The organism is Paenibacillus zeisoli (genome assembly GCF_003994465.1).
Classification (GTDB): Bacteria; Bacillota; Bacilli; order Paenibacillales; family Paenibacillaceae; genus Fontibacillus; species Fontibacillus zeisoli.
This window is the reverse complement of the sequence record NZ_RZNX01000002.1, coordinates 316236-330076: the sequence shown is the minus strand read 5'-3', so window position 1 is coordinate 330076 and position 13841 is coordinate 316236. Positions and strand designations below refer to the sequence as shown.

The 13841-nt window shown below is 49.9% G+C and carries 18 protein-coding genes; 8 read left to right on the top strand and 10 right to left on the bottom strand.

All coding sequences use genetic code 11. The features are described 5' to 3' along the window. The first annotated feature begins 64 nt into the window (after positions 1 to 64). The 4 genes from EJP77_RS07545 to EJP77_RS07530 all read left to right on the top strand — a co-directional run bounded on the left by EJP77_RS07545 (position 65) and on the right by EJP77_RS07530 (position 4286). The gene (locus EJP77_RS07545) at positions 65 to 1228 is read left to right on the top strand and encodes a GGDEF domain-containing protein (RefSeq protein ID WP_127198608.1); all 1164 of its coding nucleotides are present in this window, start codon (positions 65 to 67) and stop codon (positions 1226 to 1228) included. 239 nt (positions 1229 to 1467) lie between these two features. Beyond that, complete coding sequence (locus EJP77_RS07540; protein ID WP_127198607.1) at positions 1468 to 2502, top strand: NADH:flavin oxidoreductase/NADH oxidase; 1035 nt, start codon at positions 1468 to 1470, stop codon at positions 2500 to 2502. Between the two features lie 199 nt (positions 2503 to 2701). Further along, a complete protein-coding gene (locus tag EJP77_RS07535; RefSeq protein ID WP_127198606.1) occupies positions 2702 to 3646 on the top strand; it encodes a helix-turn-helix transcriptional regulator in 945 nt (314 codons plus the stop codon). A 100-nt stretch (positions 3647 to 3746) separates the two neighbouring features. After that, complete coding sequence (locus tag EJP77_RS07530) at positions 3747 to 4286, top strand: DinB family protein (RefSeq protein ID WP_127198605.1); 540 nt, start codon at positions 3747 to 3749, stop codon at positions 4284 to 4286. Between the two features lie 118 nt (positions 4287 to 4404). On the opposite strand, the gene EJP77_RS07525 is transcribed toward EJP77_RS07530, so the two are convergent. Together EJP77_RS07525 and pepT are read right to left on the bottom strand one after the other, a co-directional pair. Further along, positions 4405 to 4776 (bottom strand): hypothetical protein, encoded by a 372-nt coding sequence (locus tag EJP77_RS07525; RefSeq protein WP_127198604.1) that lies wholly within the window; start codon positions 4774 to 4776, stop codon positions 4405 to 4407. A 75-nt stretch (positions 4777 to 4851) separates the two neighbouring features. Continuing rightward, on the bottom strand, positions 4852 to 6087 hold the full coding sequence (gene pepT, locus EJP77_RS07520; RefSeq protein ID WP_127198603.1) for a peptidase T: 1236 nt from the start codon (positions 6085 to 6087) through the stop codon (positions 4852 to 4854). Positions 6088 to 6252: 165 nt separating this feature from the next. Here pepT and EJP77_RS07515 point away from each other — a divergent pair, with 165 nt between their 5' ends. Next, complete coding sequence (locus EJP77_RS07515) at positions 6253 to 6579, top strand: MGMT family protein (RefSeq protein WP_127198602.1); 327 nt, start codon at positions 6253 to 6255, stop codon at positions 6577 to 6579. 49 nt (positions 6580 to 6628) lie between these two features. Here the strand turns inward: EJP77_RS07515 and EJP77_RS07510 are convergent, their stop codons facing one another. Beyond that, positions 6629 to 6985 carry a winged helix-turn-helix transcriptional regulator gene (locus EJP77_RS07510; protein WP_127198601.1) on the bottom strand — a complete coding sequence of 119 codons (357 nt, stop codon included), beginning with the start codon at positions 6983 to 6985 and terminating at the stop codon, positions 6629 to 6631. A 196-nt stretch (positions 6986 to 7181) separates the two neighbouring features. On the opposite strand from EJP77_RS07510, the gene hxlA reads away from it, so the two are divergent. The 3 genes from hxlA to EJP77_RS07495 all read left to right on the top strand — a co-directional run bounded on the left by hxlA (position 7182) and on the right by EJP77_RS07495 (position 8656). Further along, a complete protein-coding gene (hxlA, locus tag EJP77_RS07505; protein ID WP_127198600.1) occupies positions 7182 to 7814 on the top strand; it encodes a 3-hexulose-6-phosphate synthase in 633 nt (210 codons plus the stop codon). Positions 7815 to 7822: 8 nt separating this feature from the next. Next, positions 7823 to 8380 (top strand): 6-phospho-3-hexuloisomerase, encoded by a 558-nt coding sequence (hxlB, locus tag EJP77_RS07500; RefSeq protein ID WP_127198599.1) that lies wholly within the window; start codon positions 7823 to 7825, stop codon positions 8378 to 8380. An 84-nt stretch (positions 8381 to 8464) separates the two neighbouring features. Then, a complete protein-coding gene (locus EJP77_RS07495; protein ID WP_127198598.1) occupies positions 8465 to 8656 on the top strand; it encodes a 2-hydroxymuconate tautomerase in 192 nt (63 codons plus the stop codon). A gap of 227 nt (positions 8657 to 8883) precedes the next feature. On the opposite strand, the gene EJP77_RS07490 is transcribed toward EJP77_RS07495, so the two are convergent. From EJP77_RS07490 to EJP77_RS07460, 7 genes are all read right to left on the bottom strand, one after another. Next, positions 8884 to 9321, bottom strand: coding sequence for an SHOCT domain-containing protein (locus EJP77_RS07490; protein WP_127198597.1), 438 nt, complete (start codon positions 9319 to 9321; stop codon positions 8884 to 8886). A gap of 306 nt (positions 9322 to 9627) precedes the next feature. Continuing rightward, positions 9628 to 10902, bottom strand: coding sequence for an MFS transporter (locus EJP77_RS07485; RefSeq protein WP_127198596.1), 1275 nt, complete (start codon positions 10900 to 10902; stop codon positions 9628 to 9630). A gap of 36 nt (positions 10903 to 10938) precedes the next feature. Then, positions 10939 to 11565: a TetR/AcrR family transcriptional regulator gene (locus EJP77_RS07480; RefSeq protein WP_185897233.1), complete on the bottom strand. Its 627-nt coding sequence runs from the start codon at positions 11563 to 11565 to the stop codon at positions 10939 to 10941. A gap of 189 nt (positions 11566 to 11754) precedes the next feature. Continuing rightward, positions 11755 to 12084: a hypothetical protein gene (locus EJP77_RS07475; protein WP_127198594.1), complete on the bottom strand. Its 330-nt coding sequence runs from the start codon at positions 12082 to 12084 to the stop codon at positions 11755 to 11757. After that, positions 12077 to 12310, bottom strand: coding sequence for a helix-turn-helix transcriptional regulator (locus tag EJP77_RS07470; RefSeq protein ID WP_127198593.1), 234 nt, complete (start codon positions 12308 to 12310; stop codon positions 12077 to 12079). Before EJP77_RS07470 ends, EJP77_RS07475 begins: the two co-directional genes overlap by 8 nt. 217 nt (positions 12311 to 12527) lie before the next feature. Then, entirely contained in the window at positions 12528 to 13121 is a 594-nt protein-coding gene (locus tag EJP77_RS07465; RefSeq protein ID WP_127198592.1) for a TetR/AcrR family transcriptional regulator, read from the bottom strand. A 493-nt stretch (positions 13122 to 13614) separates the two neighbouring features. Further along, entirely contained in the window at positions 13615 to 13788 is a 174-nt protein-coding gene (locus EJP77_RS07460) for a CsbD family protein (RefSeq protein WP_127198591.1), read from the bottom strand. Positions 13789 to 13841 lie beyond the last annotated feature (53 nt).

Genomic DNA, 13841 nt, shown 5'->3' with positions numbered 1-13841 from the left:
GCTCATTTGCTATAATTAACCAAGTACTGCCAGATCAAGATCAAAAGATGGTGAAGAAGCTAGCATGAACGTTAGTCTGGACATGACAACTGTATTTATATCCATTGTAATTGGAAATCTTTTTACTGTGATTCTGGTAAGTGCGTATCGGCACAAACATATGAAGGATATTGCAGTGAACTGGTTCTTCGTCTCAAGATGTCTTCAGTCTATGGCATGGGGCACTTTGATTTTCCGCAGTATTCTCCCGGAGGGCGTGGCTATTCCGCTGATGAACTCCATCTTGTTCGTGGGATCTGCGTTCGAGACGATTGCGCTGATTCGGGTTCAAGATGCTTTTACTAGGAAAGTAAAGCGATTCTACCTCTGGTTAACAGTCCTTTTTATCGTGGGATTCACGGGAATCTATTACTTCTATAATTATGAGAGTATCCGCATCGTGTATGCGTCGCTCTGTACAGCAGCGCTGATAATATATCCGGCTTACGGAATGATTACGAAGCGTACAGCCTCCACGTTGATGAGAACGATGGGCTGCTTCTACGGACTTGTAGCCCTGTCGTTGGTGGGCCGGGCCGTGATGACGATCGATGCGTTCGGGATGATGAGTCTGTTCTACCCGGGCATTTATCAGAGTCTTCAGTTCGTCTCCCTGTACTTCATTATGATACTCGGAAATACCGGGTTTATTCTGCTTGCCAAGGAGCGGGCGGATGACAGTCTGATCCGTCTGGCAAGCTTCGATGATCTAACCGAAGTATTCAACCGGAGAACATTCATCCAGAAGGCGGAGGCTGAGATCAAGCAGTTAGCGGGCAAAGGGCTGCCGGTATCTTTTATCCTGTTCGATATTGATGAGTACAAGACGATTAATGATACTTATGGACATGATGTGGGCGATCAGGTGCTGAAGTATATGAGCAGACTTGTTCAGGATACCCTGGGGACGCAGGGCTTCCTCGGGCGTTATGGCGGGGATGAGTTCGCGATCCTGCTCCCGGGTCTTCAAGGGGCGGAGGCCGAGAAGCTGGCTGAGAAGCTGCGTACATGTATCAGCGGCACTCCATCGACGGTGTTCTCGCTGCGGTTCACCGTGAGTATGGGGCTGGTTACGGTGAAGGCTAGTCCGGATACCCGGGTCAGCCGATTGTATCAGCTTAGTGACCAGGCATTATATGAGGCCAAGAGAGGTGGACGCAACCGGGTTGTCCGCAGCAAATCAAGCTAGGAGCTATACGCTCCTGGCTTTTTTAGTATGCAGTTAGCTGGTGCTAAAGACCGCGTCGTGATTGATTTTAGGGCAGAAGGGTTACATTAATAAATGCGGTGGTTGATGCATTTGGTATATTAAATATACCTAGTTACAAAAATGTACGTACTTGCATAAAGTAATGTATTTAATAATAATAAATATAGTATCTGAAAAATAGATGTAATCCATTTCACTATCACATAAGGAGGTCGCTCATGACCCATTCATTATTTACTCCGTATAGTATTAAGGATTTACAGCTTAAGAATCGTATTGTTATGGCTCCGATGTGCCAGTATTCCGTTACGGCCAAAGACGGGATTCCGAATGATTGGCATTACGTTCACTATGTAACCCGTGCGGTCGGTGGAACCGGGCTGATTATTATCGAGATGACGGATGTGGAGCCAGATGGACGGATCACGGATTATGACCTTGGATTATGGTCGGATGAACACATTCCGGCATTTGCCCGCATAATTGAGGGAATCCATGCCAATGGCGCCAAGGCGGGAATCCAGATAGCCCATGCCGGCCGCAAGGCGGAGGACGCAGCTGAGCCCGTGGCTCCATCAGCTATTAAGTTCCCGGGCGATGCGTACACAATGCCTCGTGCCCTGACCACGAGTGAGGTAGAGGAGCGGGTACAGCTCTTCGCCGATGCGGCGCGCCGGGCGGTGCAGGCTGGAGTAGACACCATTGAGCTTCATGGGGCTCATGGGTACCTGATCCACCAGTTTCAATCACCACTTACGAACAAGCGGGACGATATCTACGGTCAGGAGCTATCCAGATTCGGAGTTGAAGTGATCCAGGCCGTGAAAAAGGAAATGCCTGCCGGAATGCCTCTGATCTTCCGGATCTCGGCCGTGGAGTATGCCGACGGGGGCTATGACATTGACCATGCAATTGAACTGTCCAAGGCCTATACGGCTGCTGGAGTAGATGTCATTCATGTAAGCTCAGGCGGGGAGGGCCCTGCCGGTGCAAGGAAGCCGGGTAATTTCCCCGGGTACCAGGTTGGATTTGCCCGTCAGATCCGGGAAGCGCTGAAGGTACCGGTTATTGCGGTAGGTATGCTGGAAGATCCGGCGCTGGCTGAGTATGTTGTGGGTAATGGAGACGCCGATCTTGTTGCCATTGCGCGCGGCCTGCTCCGTGATCCTTACTGGGCGACCCATGTAGCTGTAGCCAAGCAGCACGGCGATCACGATCGTCATATTCCTGAGCAGTACACACGTGCGTACTAAGCTCAGTTCCCTATATAAGGACCCTCTTTGCCGAATGGGCATGGAGGGTTCTTTTGCATGAGAAGGGACATAGATTGAGATTAAGGAGCCCTTTTGAATCGGCTTGTGGTAAAATTTAGATATATTACTAAGTGGTTGAATAGTGTACTTAGCGGATAGATGAACAGCACTGCCACACTCAAGGATAAGGGGAATCACTGTGAACAAAACCGATCGCCTGTTAGCGATTGTGCTTACACTTCAGTCCAGAAAAAGCCTGCGGGCTGAGGACCTGGCCGCTGAATTTGAGACTAGTGTCCGGACGATCTACCGGGATATGCAGGCGCTCAGTGAGGCTGGCGTTCCTATCGTAGGAGCGCCGGGTATGGGTTACTCTTTGATGGAGGGCTACTTCCTGCCCCCGGTGAGCTTTACCTCCGAGGAAGCGGTCGCCCTTCTAATTGGGACCGATTTCATCGGGCGATATTTCGATGATCTCTACGGCAGCCGGGCCGAATCCTCAAGGAGGAAGATTGAGGCCATTCTGCCGGAGGATATACGCTCGGAGACGAATCGTATAAGAGCAGCAATCCGGCTGCTGTCAGAATCCAGAGATGACACGTCCGGGGAGTATGCGCTGCTTGGGAAGCTCCGTCTCGCGGTCTTACAGCAGCGAAAGGTTCGCCTCCTGTATATTCGCATTGCCCCAGGCACTCACCGTGAACAGCGCAGCGAACGGACGGTCTCGCCCTACGGGCTTATACTGGTGCAGGGCAGATGGATACTGCTAGGGTATTGTGAGCTCCGGCAGGAGATCCGCCATTTCAGAGTCTCCCGAATTGCGAATCTGACGCTGATGGAGGAGTCGTTCTCCCTGCCTGAAGATTTTGATCTCCAGGCGTATTCGCCACCCGATGATCGGAACGAAGTGGTGATTGTTCAGGCTAGCCCCGAGATTGCCGATCATCTCAAGGAGACAGGCAATTTCTATCTGGATAACATGGAGGAGCAGAAGGATCGGCTGGTCCTGACCCTGCGTGTGCGAAGACCGGAGGATATCCTTTCATGGATTATGAGCTATGGAGCGAACATGAGCGTGCTGCAGCCGGAATCACTGAGAATCCGTATTCGTGAAGAGGCTCAGAACATGCTCAAACACTACTGACATAATGCTGTCAGGAGCGATGATTTATATTGAGAGTAGAAAGATGAGCTGTGGATCAGAAGCCATGTTCTTTTTCATAAAGAAGGGAGATAACTAACCTATGAATATAAAAAATACGTCAGCCATTGTGCAGGATTTGAAGCAGTTAACTAATCACTATCTGGAGAATGTGGAGCGCTTCAGTCTGCAGCAGCTTCAGCAGGTACCGGCCGAAGGCGAATGGTCCTTGGGACAGATGTATATGCACTTGATCGGAAGCGCCTTACATATGCAGCTGAGGAATGCGGAGCGCTGTCTATCCGGGGATGGCGATGAGGTAGAAGGGCCAGCCAAGACGGAGGCCGGAGCTAAGATATTCGAGCTTGGAGGCTTCCCGCCCGTGAGGATCCAAGTCCCGCCTTCTCCTCAATATACGCCTGCCCAGCCGGAGAGCAAGGAGCAGCTTACCGCAGGTCTGCATCAGGCAGCTGCGAAGATGGAGGAGCTTGAAGCCCGGGTGAAGGATTCCGCAGAGGACCACAGAGCACTGCATCCTAGGTTGGGTGCTCTAACCGCAACAGAGTGGTTCGCGCTCGCCGAGATGCACTACCGCCATCATCTGCTTCAAGAGGAACGACTGATTCAGGCGCTGGGGGCTTAATCATCTCCCAAGAGCTTATAATTCATGCAAAAGGGGTACAACTCATGTGGTTGTACCCCTTGCGCTTTGCTACTCTCATATTACCTTGTTAGGCCTTGGCGGTATGAGCGATTTGATGTTATTTTGGCAGTACTTTGACTTGATCAATTTCATAGGATGGACCTAGCAGGAAATGATATTGTCTGCGCATGAATACCCCCAATGAATTTCCTTTTAGGCGCGCTATATAGAAGTGAAGATTATCCCTGCCGCCCTGCGCGTCCGTATCACAAACAGCCGCATCCTTGCTTGACGTTCCTGACAAAACGGTATAACTCAAATTATCACTGGATATTCTCCTCATTTGTTCAAGATCATGGTCACGGATGATGCGATTCAGCTGGCTCTCCAGGGCATCGGCACCTTTATAACCGTCGATGTCTAAATTCAGATAAATAATCAGGAGCATCAAAAAAGTCGCTCCTATGATAATGCTCCTCTTTTTATTCATCTTACCGCCCCCACCATAAACTTTGCTAAATCGCCAGTTTTAGTCTGTTAAGGTATGCAGGCTGAACGAATCATTCTATCCCTCTTGCTGCTCAAAAAGCTGTGCGATCTCGACGATCACCTTCACGGCCTGGATCATATCGTCGACCGAGATGAACTCGAATTTGCCGTGATAATTCTCGGCGCCTGTGAAGATATTCGGGGTAGGCAGGCCCATATAGGACAGCTGGGAACCGTCGGTACCGCCCCGGATCGGCTTAACGTCCGGCTGGATGCCGAGATTCACCATAGCCTGGTAGGCAAGGTCCACAACTTCCTTGACCGGCTCGATCTTTTCTCTCATATTGTAGTACTGGTCGTGTAGATCCAGCAGAACACCATCTACTCCGTACGTCTGACGGAATTCCTCGACCAGCATCTGAATCATCGCTTTGCGTTCCTCGAAGTTGGCACGGTCAAAGTCACGAATGATGTAGGACAGGGTTGTGGATTCCACATCGCCATGTACGGACAACAGGTGATAAAAGCCTTCGTAGCCCTCCGTGAACTCGGGCGCCTCGCTGGCAGGCAGGCGGCGGTTGAACTCCATCGCAATTTTGGCGGAGTTGATCATCTTTCCTTTTGCTGAACCGGGGTGAATGTTGTTGCCTTTGAACGTGATTTTGGCAGCCGCTGCATTAAAGCTCTCATACTCCAGCTCCCCCAGGGATCCGCCATCCACAGTGTAGGCATAGGTCGCGTTAAAGGCCCCGACATCAAAGCGCTCCGGCCCCCGGCCAATCTCTTCGTCAGGGGTAAAAGCCACCCGTATTGTTCCATGCTTCACTTCCGGATGCTGGATCAGATAAGCCATCGCGGTCATAATCTCCGCAATCCCGGCTTTGTCATCGGCACCGAGCAGGGTAGTGCCATCCGTGGTAATCAGCGTATGCCCGGTATAATTGGACAGCTGAGGGTAATCCTTCGGGGAGAGCACAACGTTCAGCTGCTCGTTCAGTACGATATCTCCACCGTCATAGTTGTCCCTGATCTGAGGCTTCACTCCGGTTCCTGTAAAGTCAGTCGCGGTATCGACATGGGCCAGAAAGCCGATGACTGGCACATCCTTGTCCGTGTTGGAAGGGAGCGTGGCCATCACATAGCCGTTCTCATCCAGAGTCACCTCGGCCATTCCGATAGCCTTCAGCTCATCCACCAGCATGCGGGCAAGTGTGAGCTGTCCAGGCGTGGACGGACAAGTCCCGCTGTCCTCGTCAGATTGAGTATCTACTGTCACATAGGAAGTGAACCGCTTTATAATTTCGTCCTTCATTTCCTTCATCTCCAGTCGTAATTTGAGTTCAGGCTTATTCTAAGAATAGTTAAGGCGGCCCGAGTTATCAACCTGGGCACCGTGAGAGGTGGTAAATCTCGTGGAAATGGGCTACCATTTCAATTAGATATCCTTTATTTTAATACAGAAAACAGGTGAAATTCGATGACTCCATTCACGGCCCGGGTTGTCCAGGTGATTGCGTCCATCCCGGAGGGCAAAGTCATGACTTATGGCCAGATTGCAGGTTGTGCTGGTTCACCGAGAGCAGCCAGGCAGGTTGTGCGAATCCTTCACTCCATGAGCAGCAAGCTTCAGCTGCCCTGGCACAGGGTGGTCAACAAGGCAGGGGAGGTTGCTCTGAAGGAGGACGAGTCAAAGTCGCTGCAGATGCTGCTGCTGGAGAGCGAAGGCGTTGAGCTGCTGATGGGCAATCGGGTAAACTTAGCCTTGTATCAATGGGACGCGGAGCAGGTACAGGAAGAAGAATAGACAAGTCCAGCCAAGATGGCCGGGCTTGTCTATTTTTTCATAAAGGCAGCTACTCACGTATATTCACCTTATTATCCATTGCATCTCTAATATAATTCTTACCCCAGTCATACATCAGATCGAGGATGGGAATCAGGCTTTCTCCATACGCAGTAAGCGAATATTCTACTTTAGGCGGAACGACCGGATAGACCTTCCGGTTAATGATTTTATCCTCTTCAAGTTCCCGCAGCTGTGTAGTGAGCATGCGCTGCGTGATATCCGGAATCAAGGATTTAAGCTGATTGAACCTTTTGGTCCCTTCTTTTCCGAGATGCCACAGTATAATCATTTTCCACTTGCCACCGATTACGGACAAGGTTACTTCCTTCTCACAGTTGTATATTCTCTCATAATCTCTTGCCATTCCCATCACCTCAGGACAAGAGTATATCATAACAGTATCATTTACGACACTATATGCTTTTAATGTGCCTACTTACTTCCGTGATACTCAGGATGTTATATTGAGTTCGGCTGGAATACTTGATTCTGATCCAAGCCATAGTAAGCAATGTGATCAAGAGCCATCATACAATCATATACCCTGGGAGGAATCATTCATGAAATTACAATTAGCACTTGATCTTGTAAATATACCTGAAGCCTTGGAAGTTGTAGCAGAAGTTCAGGAACATATCGATGTGGTTGAGATCGGAACCCCTATCGTCATCAACGAAGGTCTCCACGCGGTAAAAGCCATTAAAGACGCATTCCCGCAGCTGGAAGTATTGGCTGACTTAAAAGTAATGGATGCAGGGGGTTACGAAGTCATGAAGGCTTCTGAGGCTGGTGCAGACATTATCACGATTCTGGGTGCAACAACCGATGAGACCATCAAAGGTGCAGTAGCAGAAGCTAAGAAACAAGGCAGACAAATTCTGATCGACATGATCAATGTCAGCGATATTGCCAAGAGAGCGGAGGAAGTGGACAAGCTGGGCGTAGATTATATCTGCGTGCACACGGGTTATGACCTTCAGGCGGTTGGCAAAAGCTCATTCGAGGATCTACGCACCATCAAGTCAGTAGTAAAGCAGGCCAAAACAGCTGTAGCCGGAGGCATCAAGCTGAGCACTCTACCTGAGGTCGTACAGGCAGGACCTGATCTTGTGATCGTCGGCGGCGGTATTACGGGTGAAGCTGACAAGAAGGCCACGGCTGCCGAAATGAAAAAACTCATCAGCCAAGGTTAAGACCCGCGATGACGATAGTCAATTATGCTGACAAGATCATTCGCGAGCTGGAGCAGGCAGCAGATCATCTGCCTGCTGCTGAGACTGAATCTCTTGCAAAGCGGATTCTAGCTGGAGGAAGTGTATTCGTAGCTGGTGCGGGCAGGTCTGGACTGATGACACGCGCCTTCGCCATGCGGCTGATGCACATGGGTATTCCGGCGTATGTAGTTGGAGAGACCTCCACACCTGGACTTGAGGAAGGAGATACACTCTTAATCGGGTCGGGTTCCGGAGAGACGAAGAGCCTTCTCCCTATGGCAGAGAAAGCGAAGTCACTTGGTGGTACGCTGGTTGCTATTACGATTAACCCGGAATCCACGCTGGGCGTGCTATCTGATATTACGGTGAAGCTTCCAGGTGTGGTGAAGGACAAAGCCGATGGGACAAGTCAAAGCATTCAGCCGATGGGCTCGTTATTCGAGCAGATGCTGCTAATCTTTTTTGATGCCTTGATTTTACGGTTAATGGAGATGAAGGGCCAGAGCTCGGGCAGGATGTTCGGAAGGCATGCGAACCTGGAATAGGAGCGCCGGGTGGTGTAACATGTTATGAAGAACCAGCTAGATTGAGCTTCTCCATGACTCCGTAACGGAAAGGGTGGATGAAAGGTGCCATTTATAACGGTAAAAATACTCGAAGGCAAGACCAAGGAACAGAAGCGTGAGTTCATTAAGCGGGTGACTGAGGCGGCTGGCGAGACGATGGGAATCCCGGCTGACAAGGTGTTCATCTTTTTCGAGGACCTCACGCCGGACAATTACGGCAAGCACGGTCAGTTATATGCGGATATGGAATCGTAGAATGGTATAAAAAGAATCCCCAGCCGGGTACTGGCTGGGGATTGTTGCTGTGCGAAGGCCATTGAGCGGAGCCATCCTGGTAAAGATCTGGCTCCCAAGCCGGTGACTCTGGCTGCCTTGGTCTGCCAAGCTGGCCGTATAAGAATCGGTCAGCTAAACCGCTGACCATGCATGCTGTTGGCGCAAGGCGGGAAGCACCGCCAACAAGGCCTTGAACTGCTCATCGGTCAGCTATACCGCTGACCATGTACACTGCTGGCCACAATGGCGGGAAGCTCCGCCATCTGGGCTTCGTATTGCTCTTGGGTCAGGTTACCGGCGGCAAGCCGTTCACCAAGCTGCTGTGTAAGCTCCGCAAGCTGAAGGTCGATGACCTGCTGCACGTTGCCTTGATTGGCGCTTGCAATCTGGGCCAACGATTGGCCGCTGTACACGGCTTGATACAGCTCCTCGTCAGAGGAAGTGCCGAGCGCCGCATGCAGCGGATCACCCGCAGGGAGCTCCGCCTGAGCCTGGCTCTTCTTGAGCTGGGGGTTAATCTTATCCAGGTTGATGCTAATGAGTTTGACAAGCGGACTGGCGTATATTTTCTCGCTGTGCAGACCTGTGCTGATCGTCACGACTACGGCAATGGTTCCACTAATAATAATTCGTTTCGGATGCATGTAGAAATAACCTCGTTTCGGGGTTGGTTGTATGTACAGGGCAAGATGGTTGGCTTGAGTAAGGCGACAACGTCATGGTGTATATTACGAATGACTCCGGTAAAAGTTACATTCCTTGAGCTTTCTGTTCAGGTGACCCTGTAACTTAAAGTCATTATATGCGCCGAACCTGAGTTTAAGCTGAAATGCACACAATCGACACATTAAGTGATTTTTCGTAAATTTCAGTTGAAGCTAGCCAGCTATCTCATATCCCGGCCCCGATTATTTACCACAGGCCCCTAAGGTTGAATCGCGACGTATAATTTATTCAGCAGATATCGCAGCAGCGGGTGCTTGAGGCTTCGCCGCCCGGTGCTTCCGGTCAAGTGAGGGAAGAACGAACCAATAGTACAGGCTGACGGCAAGAATACAAATTCCAAGCAGGATATAGAGCATTTCAATCGATACATATTTGGGGAAGGCTGCTGCCAGAAGCCCCAGGGACACGGATTGCCCCAGCATCATGAGAGGATCGATCCAGGCACTGACACGGCCCATACTACCTGGCTCAACCAGCTCGGGCAGCCACCCTCCGAAGACCACATTGACGGGGGCGAGTATAGCTCCTACCACAAGAACGAGTGCCAGATAGATCCATATTTCATCGATGAATCCGAGCAAAAGTGTGAATACCGCAGACAGGATGAGGCCTGCAATCAGGACAGAGACTTTGGAGAATTTCTTGATCAAAAGGGGGCCCACCGAGCTGCCGATCAGGAAGCCGATACCCAGGAACATCGTGATCAGGGCCGCATAGGTCTGATAATGCTCAGGGCTGAGCTTATATCTCATGGTGAAGATAGGTAGGACCGCAAAAACCCCATTAATCAGGCCGAATACCAGAAAACCGGAAATGATCGCCATCAGCAGCCGGTTGCTGCGGATATACGTAAAGCCCTGCCCGAACTCTCTGGCTATGCTGCGAATATGCAGGTCACCAAGCTTCGCTCTGCCGTTCGGAAGCCGAACGTTAGCCTCAAATCGGCATCTGGCGATAAGCAGCCCCGAGATAAGGAAGCTGGCTCCATCAATGATGACGGCACCCTCGATGCCGAGGTAGGTATAGAATATCGACCCGAGGCCTGTTCCGAACAGCATGAAGATCCCTGCTACCGATTGATTCAGGCCCGCGGCCTGAACATATTGATCCTCCCTCATGATGCCCTGCAGCAGACTCGTCTCGGCAGGCACGAAGAATTTGGATACCGCGCTGCGCAGGAACAGGATGCTGAAGGCTGCAACAATCCATTCCTGATGAACGGCCAGGAGCAGCACCGCTGTAAGTCCAGCGCGGATCCAGTCGCTGTTTATGGCAATCCGCTTGCGGTCCAGCTTGTCGGCGAGGACACCCACGAACAGAAAGACGGCAAGGGTGGGGAGCGAGTACATCAGCTCGGCCACCGTGGCATACGCGGGCTGGGTGCTGAAGTGATCCAGCAGGTAGAAGACAAAAGCCATATTGCCAACCACGGTACCCAGCTGGGAGGCGAAGTTCGCGAAGAACATTTTGGTGAACGTTAAATTCTTGAATAATTGCATTTGGATAGGCTCCTTCATTAACGATATGGTTTTGCTTTAACCTGCCTGTTCGTTAATGCCCAGCAGCAGCTTGAAGTAGGGAATCAGGGCATCGATCTGTGCGGCGGCCTCCGCTTGTGCTGTACCCACAGCCATGGCCAGACTCATGATGCCTTCCAGATTTGAAGTCATGATCTTGCCGATGAGCTGAGTCGGCAGAGTGGGACGAAATTCGCCTTTGGCAATCCCTGCCTCGATAAGACGGATGATGTTGCCAAGTGCCGCATCATAATGCCGAATCAGACGGATCCGCCGGTCCTTGTCGCGGTAACCCGAGAGGAAATACTCATAGTAGGCGGAAGCCAAACTGTTCTCTAGGGTGTTCATAGCTTTCTTTTGCTCGGTAAGCAGTCTATCAAGTGCTGCCCAGATGCTGGGGGAGCTGGCCAACAGCTGACTGAACATATACTCGTTCTCCTGCTCATGTTTCGCGATCAAGGCCTCAAAGATCTCCTCCTTCGTCTGAAAATACAAGTAAATCCAGCCGCGGCTCATTTCCGCTTCCTCCACAATATTCTTCATCGTCGCGAGCTCATAGCCGGTGCGGATGAAGACCTGTTCGGCCGCATCTAGAATCTGCTGTCTGCGCTGTTCTTTGACTTCGTCTGATATTTTGGGGGACATGACAATATCCTTTCTGACTGAAATAAATGAACCATGTGTCATTAATATAAATGACACATGGTTCATTTTGCAAGGGAGATTTGGAATTTTCTGAGTTGTATTCGGGTTGTATTCGGGTTGCATGTGATTGGCATGTGGATTGGCCCTGCTTGGAGGATTAGTAAATGAGTATGCTAACGCCAGAACACCTTAGCTTTTGAAGTCTCTAACGTAATAGTAAGCTGCCGATATAGCGCCCACGAGAGCGGTAATCGATATACACAGGGCAATAAGCTGTTTGTAATACACCAGACCGCTTGGTACCACAAAGATAAAAGTCATGAACAAGAGGACGAGCGATATGAACATCTTATTCGTTACGTTGAGTCTGATCTGAAGACTGTATTCATCTTTTTTGCCAATCTTGTTCAGGAAGTAAGTATAAGCGGCTATACTGGATATCCCGATGAACATGACGATCCCCACGAATAAATTGAAGTTGCTGACATTGCTAAGCCACAGATCCAGTCTGCTAATCATTCTGATGACCTCCTTTGGTATAGGCGAAGATTTCCTCAACAGGTACTCCGAAAAAATTGGCGATTCGGTATGCCAGCAGCAGAGAGGGGGAATAATTATTCTTTTCCATGACAAAAATAGTCTGTTTGGAGACGCCAACGGCTTTGGCTAGATCACTTTGGGACATCTTCTTTAACACCCTGAATTCATAAACTTTATTAACAATAGAATCCGTCGAATCTTCCATAATACCCAGCTCCTTCCAAGTAAATAGTAAACCATGCTTTTAAAAAAGTAAAGTAAAGTTATACAAAATAGGTACTCTAATTTGAGGCAAGGATTAAGTCTCACAAAGAAATTATATTCAGACAACACAAAAAACCGGCTATGCGCGGAATCGTAATCCCTGCACAGCCAGGTCTTCGGTATAACGAGTATGGCCCTATGTAGCATACATGCCGACTTTACTTAAGGCAGAACTGTTTGAGATAGCTGGAATAGCTCTCTATATTGAGCTGCATAGGACGGTTGCTTCCTTCAAGCCTGCTGAGCATGATCCCGCCTTCGAGCAGGGACAGGGTCAACATGGCGAGGGCTTCAGCATTGACATCCGCCCTGAACTCTCCGCTAGCCCGGCCCTGCTCCACGATCTCCCGGATGCCGTCCAATGTTCGCCCGGAGCTCTCCTGGGCCTTGGATCGGAGCAGCGGATGGGAGTCGTCCGATTCTACGGCTGTATTAAGCAGGGGACAGCCGCCGATAAAGGGCGGCGATTCGGCCGCATGCTCGTAGACGCGGAAATAGGCCATCAGCTTGTCGTAGGAGGTCTCGCCCTTCTGGACAGCTTCTTCAATTTTGCCACCGACGATCTGACAGGCATAGTTGAAGGCCTCGACGGCTATTTCATCCTTACTCGCAAAATGGCGGTACAATCCACCCTTCTTAATTCCAGTAGCAAGGGTAATATCTGAAAGTGAAGAACCTGCATATCCATGCTGGTTAAAGAGCTCTGCCGACTGCTTGATAATGAACCTGCGAGTCTGCTCTCCTTTGGTCATGACGCATCCCTCCGTGAATCTGAACCTTAGTTCAGTCCATCATCCCTAATTTTGGGGGAGAAGTAAAGGGGGGTGACACTACTAGCCGTAAACCCTTTTATACATCCAGGTTACAATTCCTACAGTTGCAGCAAAGGTTAGAAACATAAACCATACATAACCTTTTCTTGTCTTTGTCTCTGTGTGTTTATCGTAAAATTCCGGCCCTCGGTTGAACATGCCTGCCCATAGTTCTCCAACTAAAGTTAGTACAACAATAACGAAGTTTTTCAAAAGCCTCATGGTACACCTCGCAAATGTTAATATTATTATAATTATACCATTAAATGGGTGACATGCCACTGTGAGATGTATAGGCCACTTATAGTTTTGTATCTTTGTACATGAGTGTCTTGCACCCGCGCAAATACCCCCGCCCATATTGAGATGGACGGGGGTATTCCTAATTAGCTATGTTAGCTGCTGCGTCAGCAGCTTTACTCTTTTGACAGCCTTAGTCTTTAAGTTCGCCGACCTTTTGTTGAACAGCGCCCTTAACTTTGTCTGCTTTGCCTTCTGCCTGAAGTGAAGCGTCGCCAGTCGCATTCCCGATCTGGTCTTTCACTTCGCCTTTGGCTTTGGACACGCCGCCTTTGATTTTATCGCTTAGCCCATTATCGTGACTCATATTCAACAACTCCTTAAGGTTAGTGTATAGAGTACTTACCCGATACGGGAATA

What these genes read in the sequence shown, in the direction of transcription:
- EJP77_RS07545 (WP_127198608.1), top strand. Translation starts at nt 65, where the DNA reads ATGAACGTTAGTCTGGACATGACAACTGTATTTATATCCATTGTAATT.
- EJP77_RS07540 (WP_127198607.1), top strand. Translation starts at nt 1,468, where the DNA reads ATGACCCATTCATTATTTACTCCGTATAGTATTAAGGATTTACAGCTT.
- EJP77_RS07530 (WP_127198605.1), top strand. Translation starts at nt 3,747, where the DNA reads ATGAATATAAAAAATACGTCAGCCATTGTGCAGGATTTGAAGCAGTTA.
- EJP77_RS07525 (WP_127198604.1), bottom strand. Translation starts at nt 4,776, where the DNA reads ATGAATAAAAAGAGGAGCATTATCATAGGAGCGACTTTTTTGATGCTC.
- pepT (WP_127198603.1), bottom strand. Translation starts at nt 6,087, where the DNA reads ATGAAGGACGAAATTATAAAGCGGTTCACTTCCTATGTGACAGTAGAT.
- EJP77_RS07515 (WP_127198602.1), top strand. Translation starts at nt 6,253, where the DNA reads ATGACTCCATTCACGGCCCGGGTTGTCCAGGTGATTGCGTCCATCCCG.
- EJP77_RS07510 (WP_127198601.1), bottom strand. Translation starts at nt 6,985, where the DNA reads ATGGCAAGAGATTATGAGAGAATATACAACTGTGAGAAGGAAGTAACC.
- hxlA (WP_127198600.1), top strand. Translation starts at nt 7,182, where the DNA reads ATGAAATTACAATTAGCACTTGATCTTGTAAATATACCTGAAGCCTTG.
- hxlB (WP_127198599.1), top strand. Translation starts at nt 7,823, where the DNA reads ATGACGATAGTCAATTATGCTGACAAGATCATTCGCGAGCTGGAGCAG.
- EJP77_RS07490 (WP_127198597.1), bottom strand. Translation starts at nt 9,321, where the DNA reads ATGCATCCGAAACGAATTATTATTAGTGGAACCATTGCCGTAGTCGTG.
- EJP77_RS07485 (WP_127198596.1), bottom strand. Translation starts at nt 10,902, where the DNA reads ATGCAATTATTCAAGAATTTAACGTTCACCAAAATGTTCTTCGCGAAC.
- EJP77_RS07480 (WP_185897233.1), bottom strand. Translation starts at nt 11,565, where the DNA reads ATGTCCCCCAAAATATCAGACGAAGTCAAAGAACAGCGCAGACAGCAG.
- EJP77_RS07475 (WP_127198594.1), bottom strand. Translation starts at nt 12,084, where the DNA reads ATGATTAGCAGACTGGATCTGTGGCTTAGCAATGTCAGCAACTTCAAT.
- EJP77_RS07470 (WP_127198593.1), bottom strand. Translation starts at nt 12,310, where the DNA reads ATGGAAGATTCGACGGATTCTATTGTTAATAAAGTTTATGAATTCAGG.
- EJP77_RS07465 (WP_127198592.1), bottom strand. Translation starts at nt 13,121, where the DNA reads ATGACCAAAGGAGAGCAGACTCGCAGGTTCATTATCAAGCAGTCGGCA.
- EJP77_RS07460 (WP_127198591.1), bottom strand. Translation starts at nt 13,788, where the DNA reads ATGAGTCACGATAATGGGCTAAGCGATAAAATCAAAGGCGGCGTGTCC.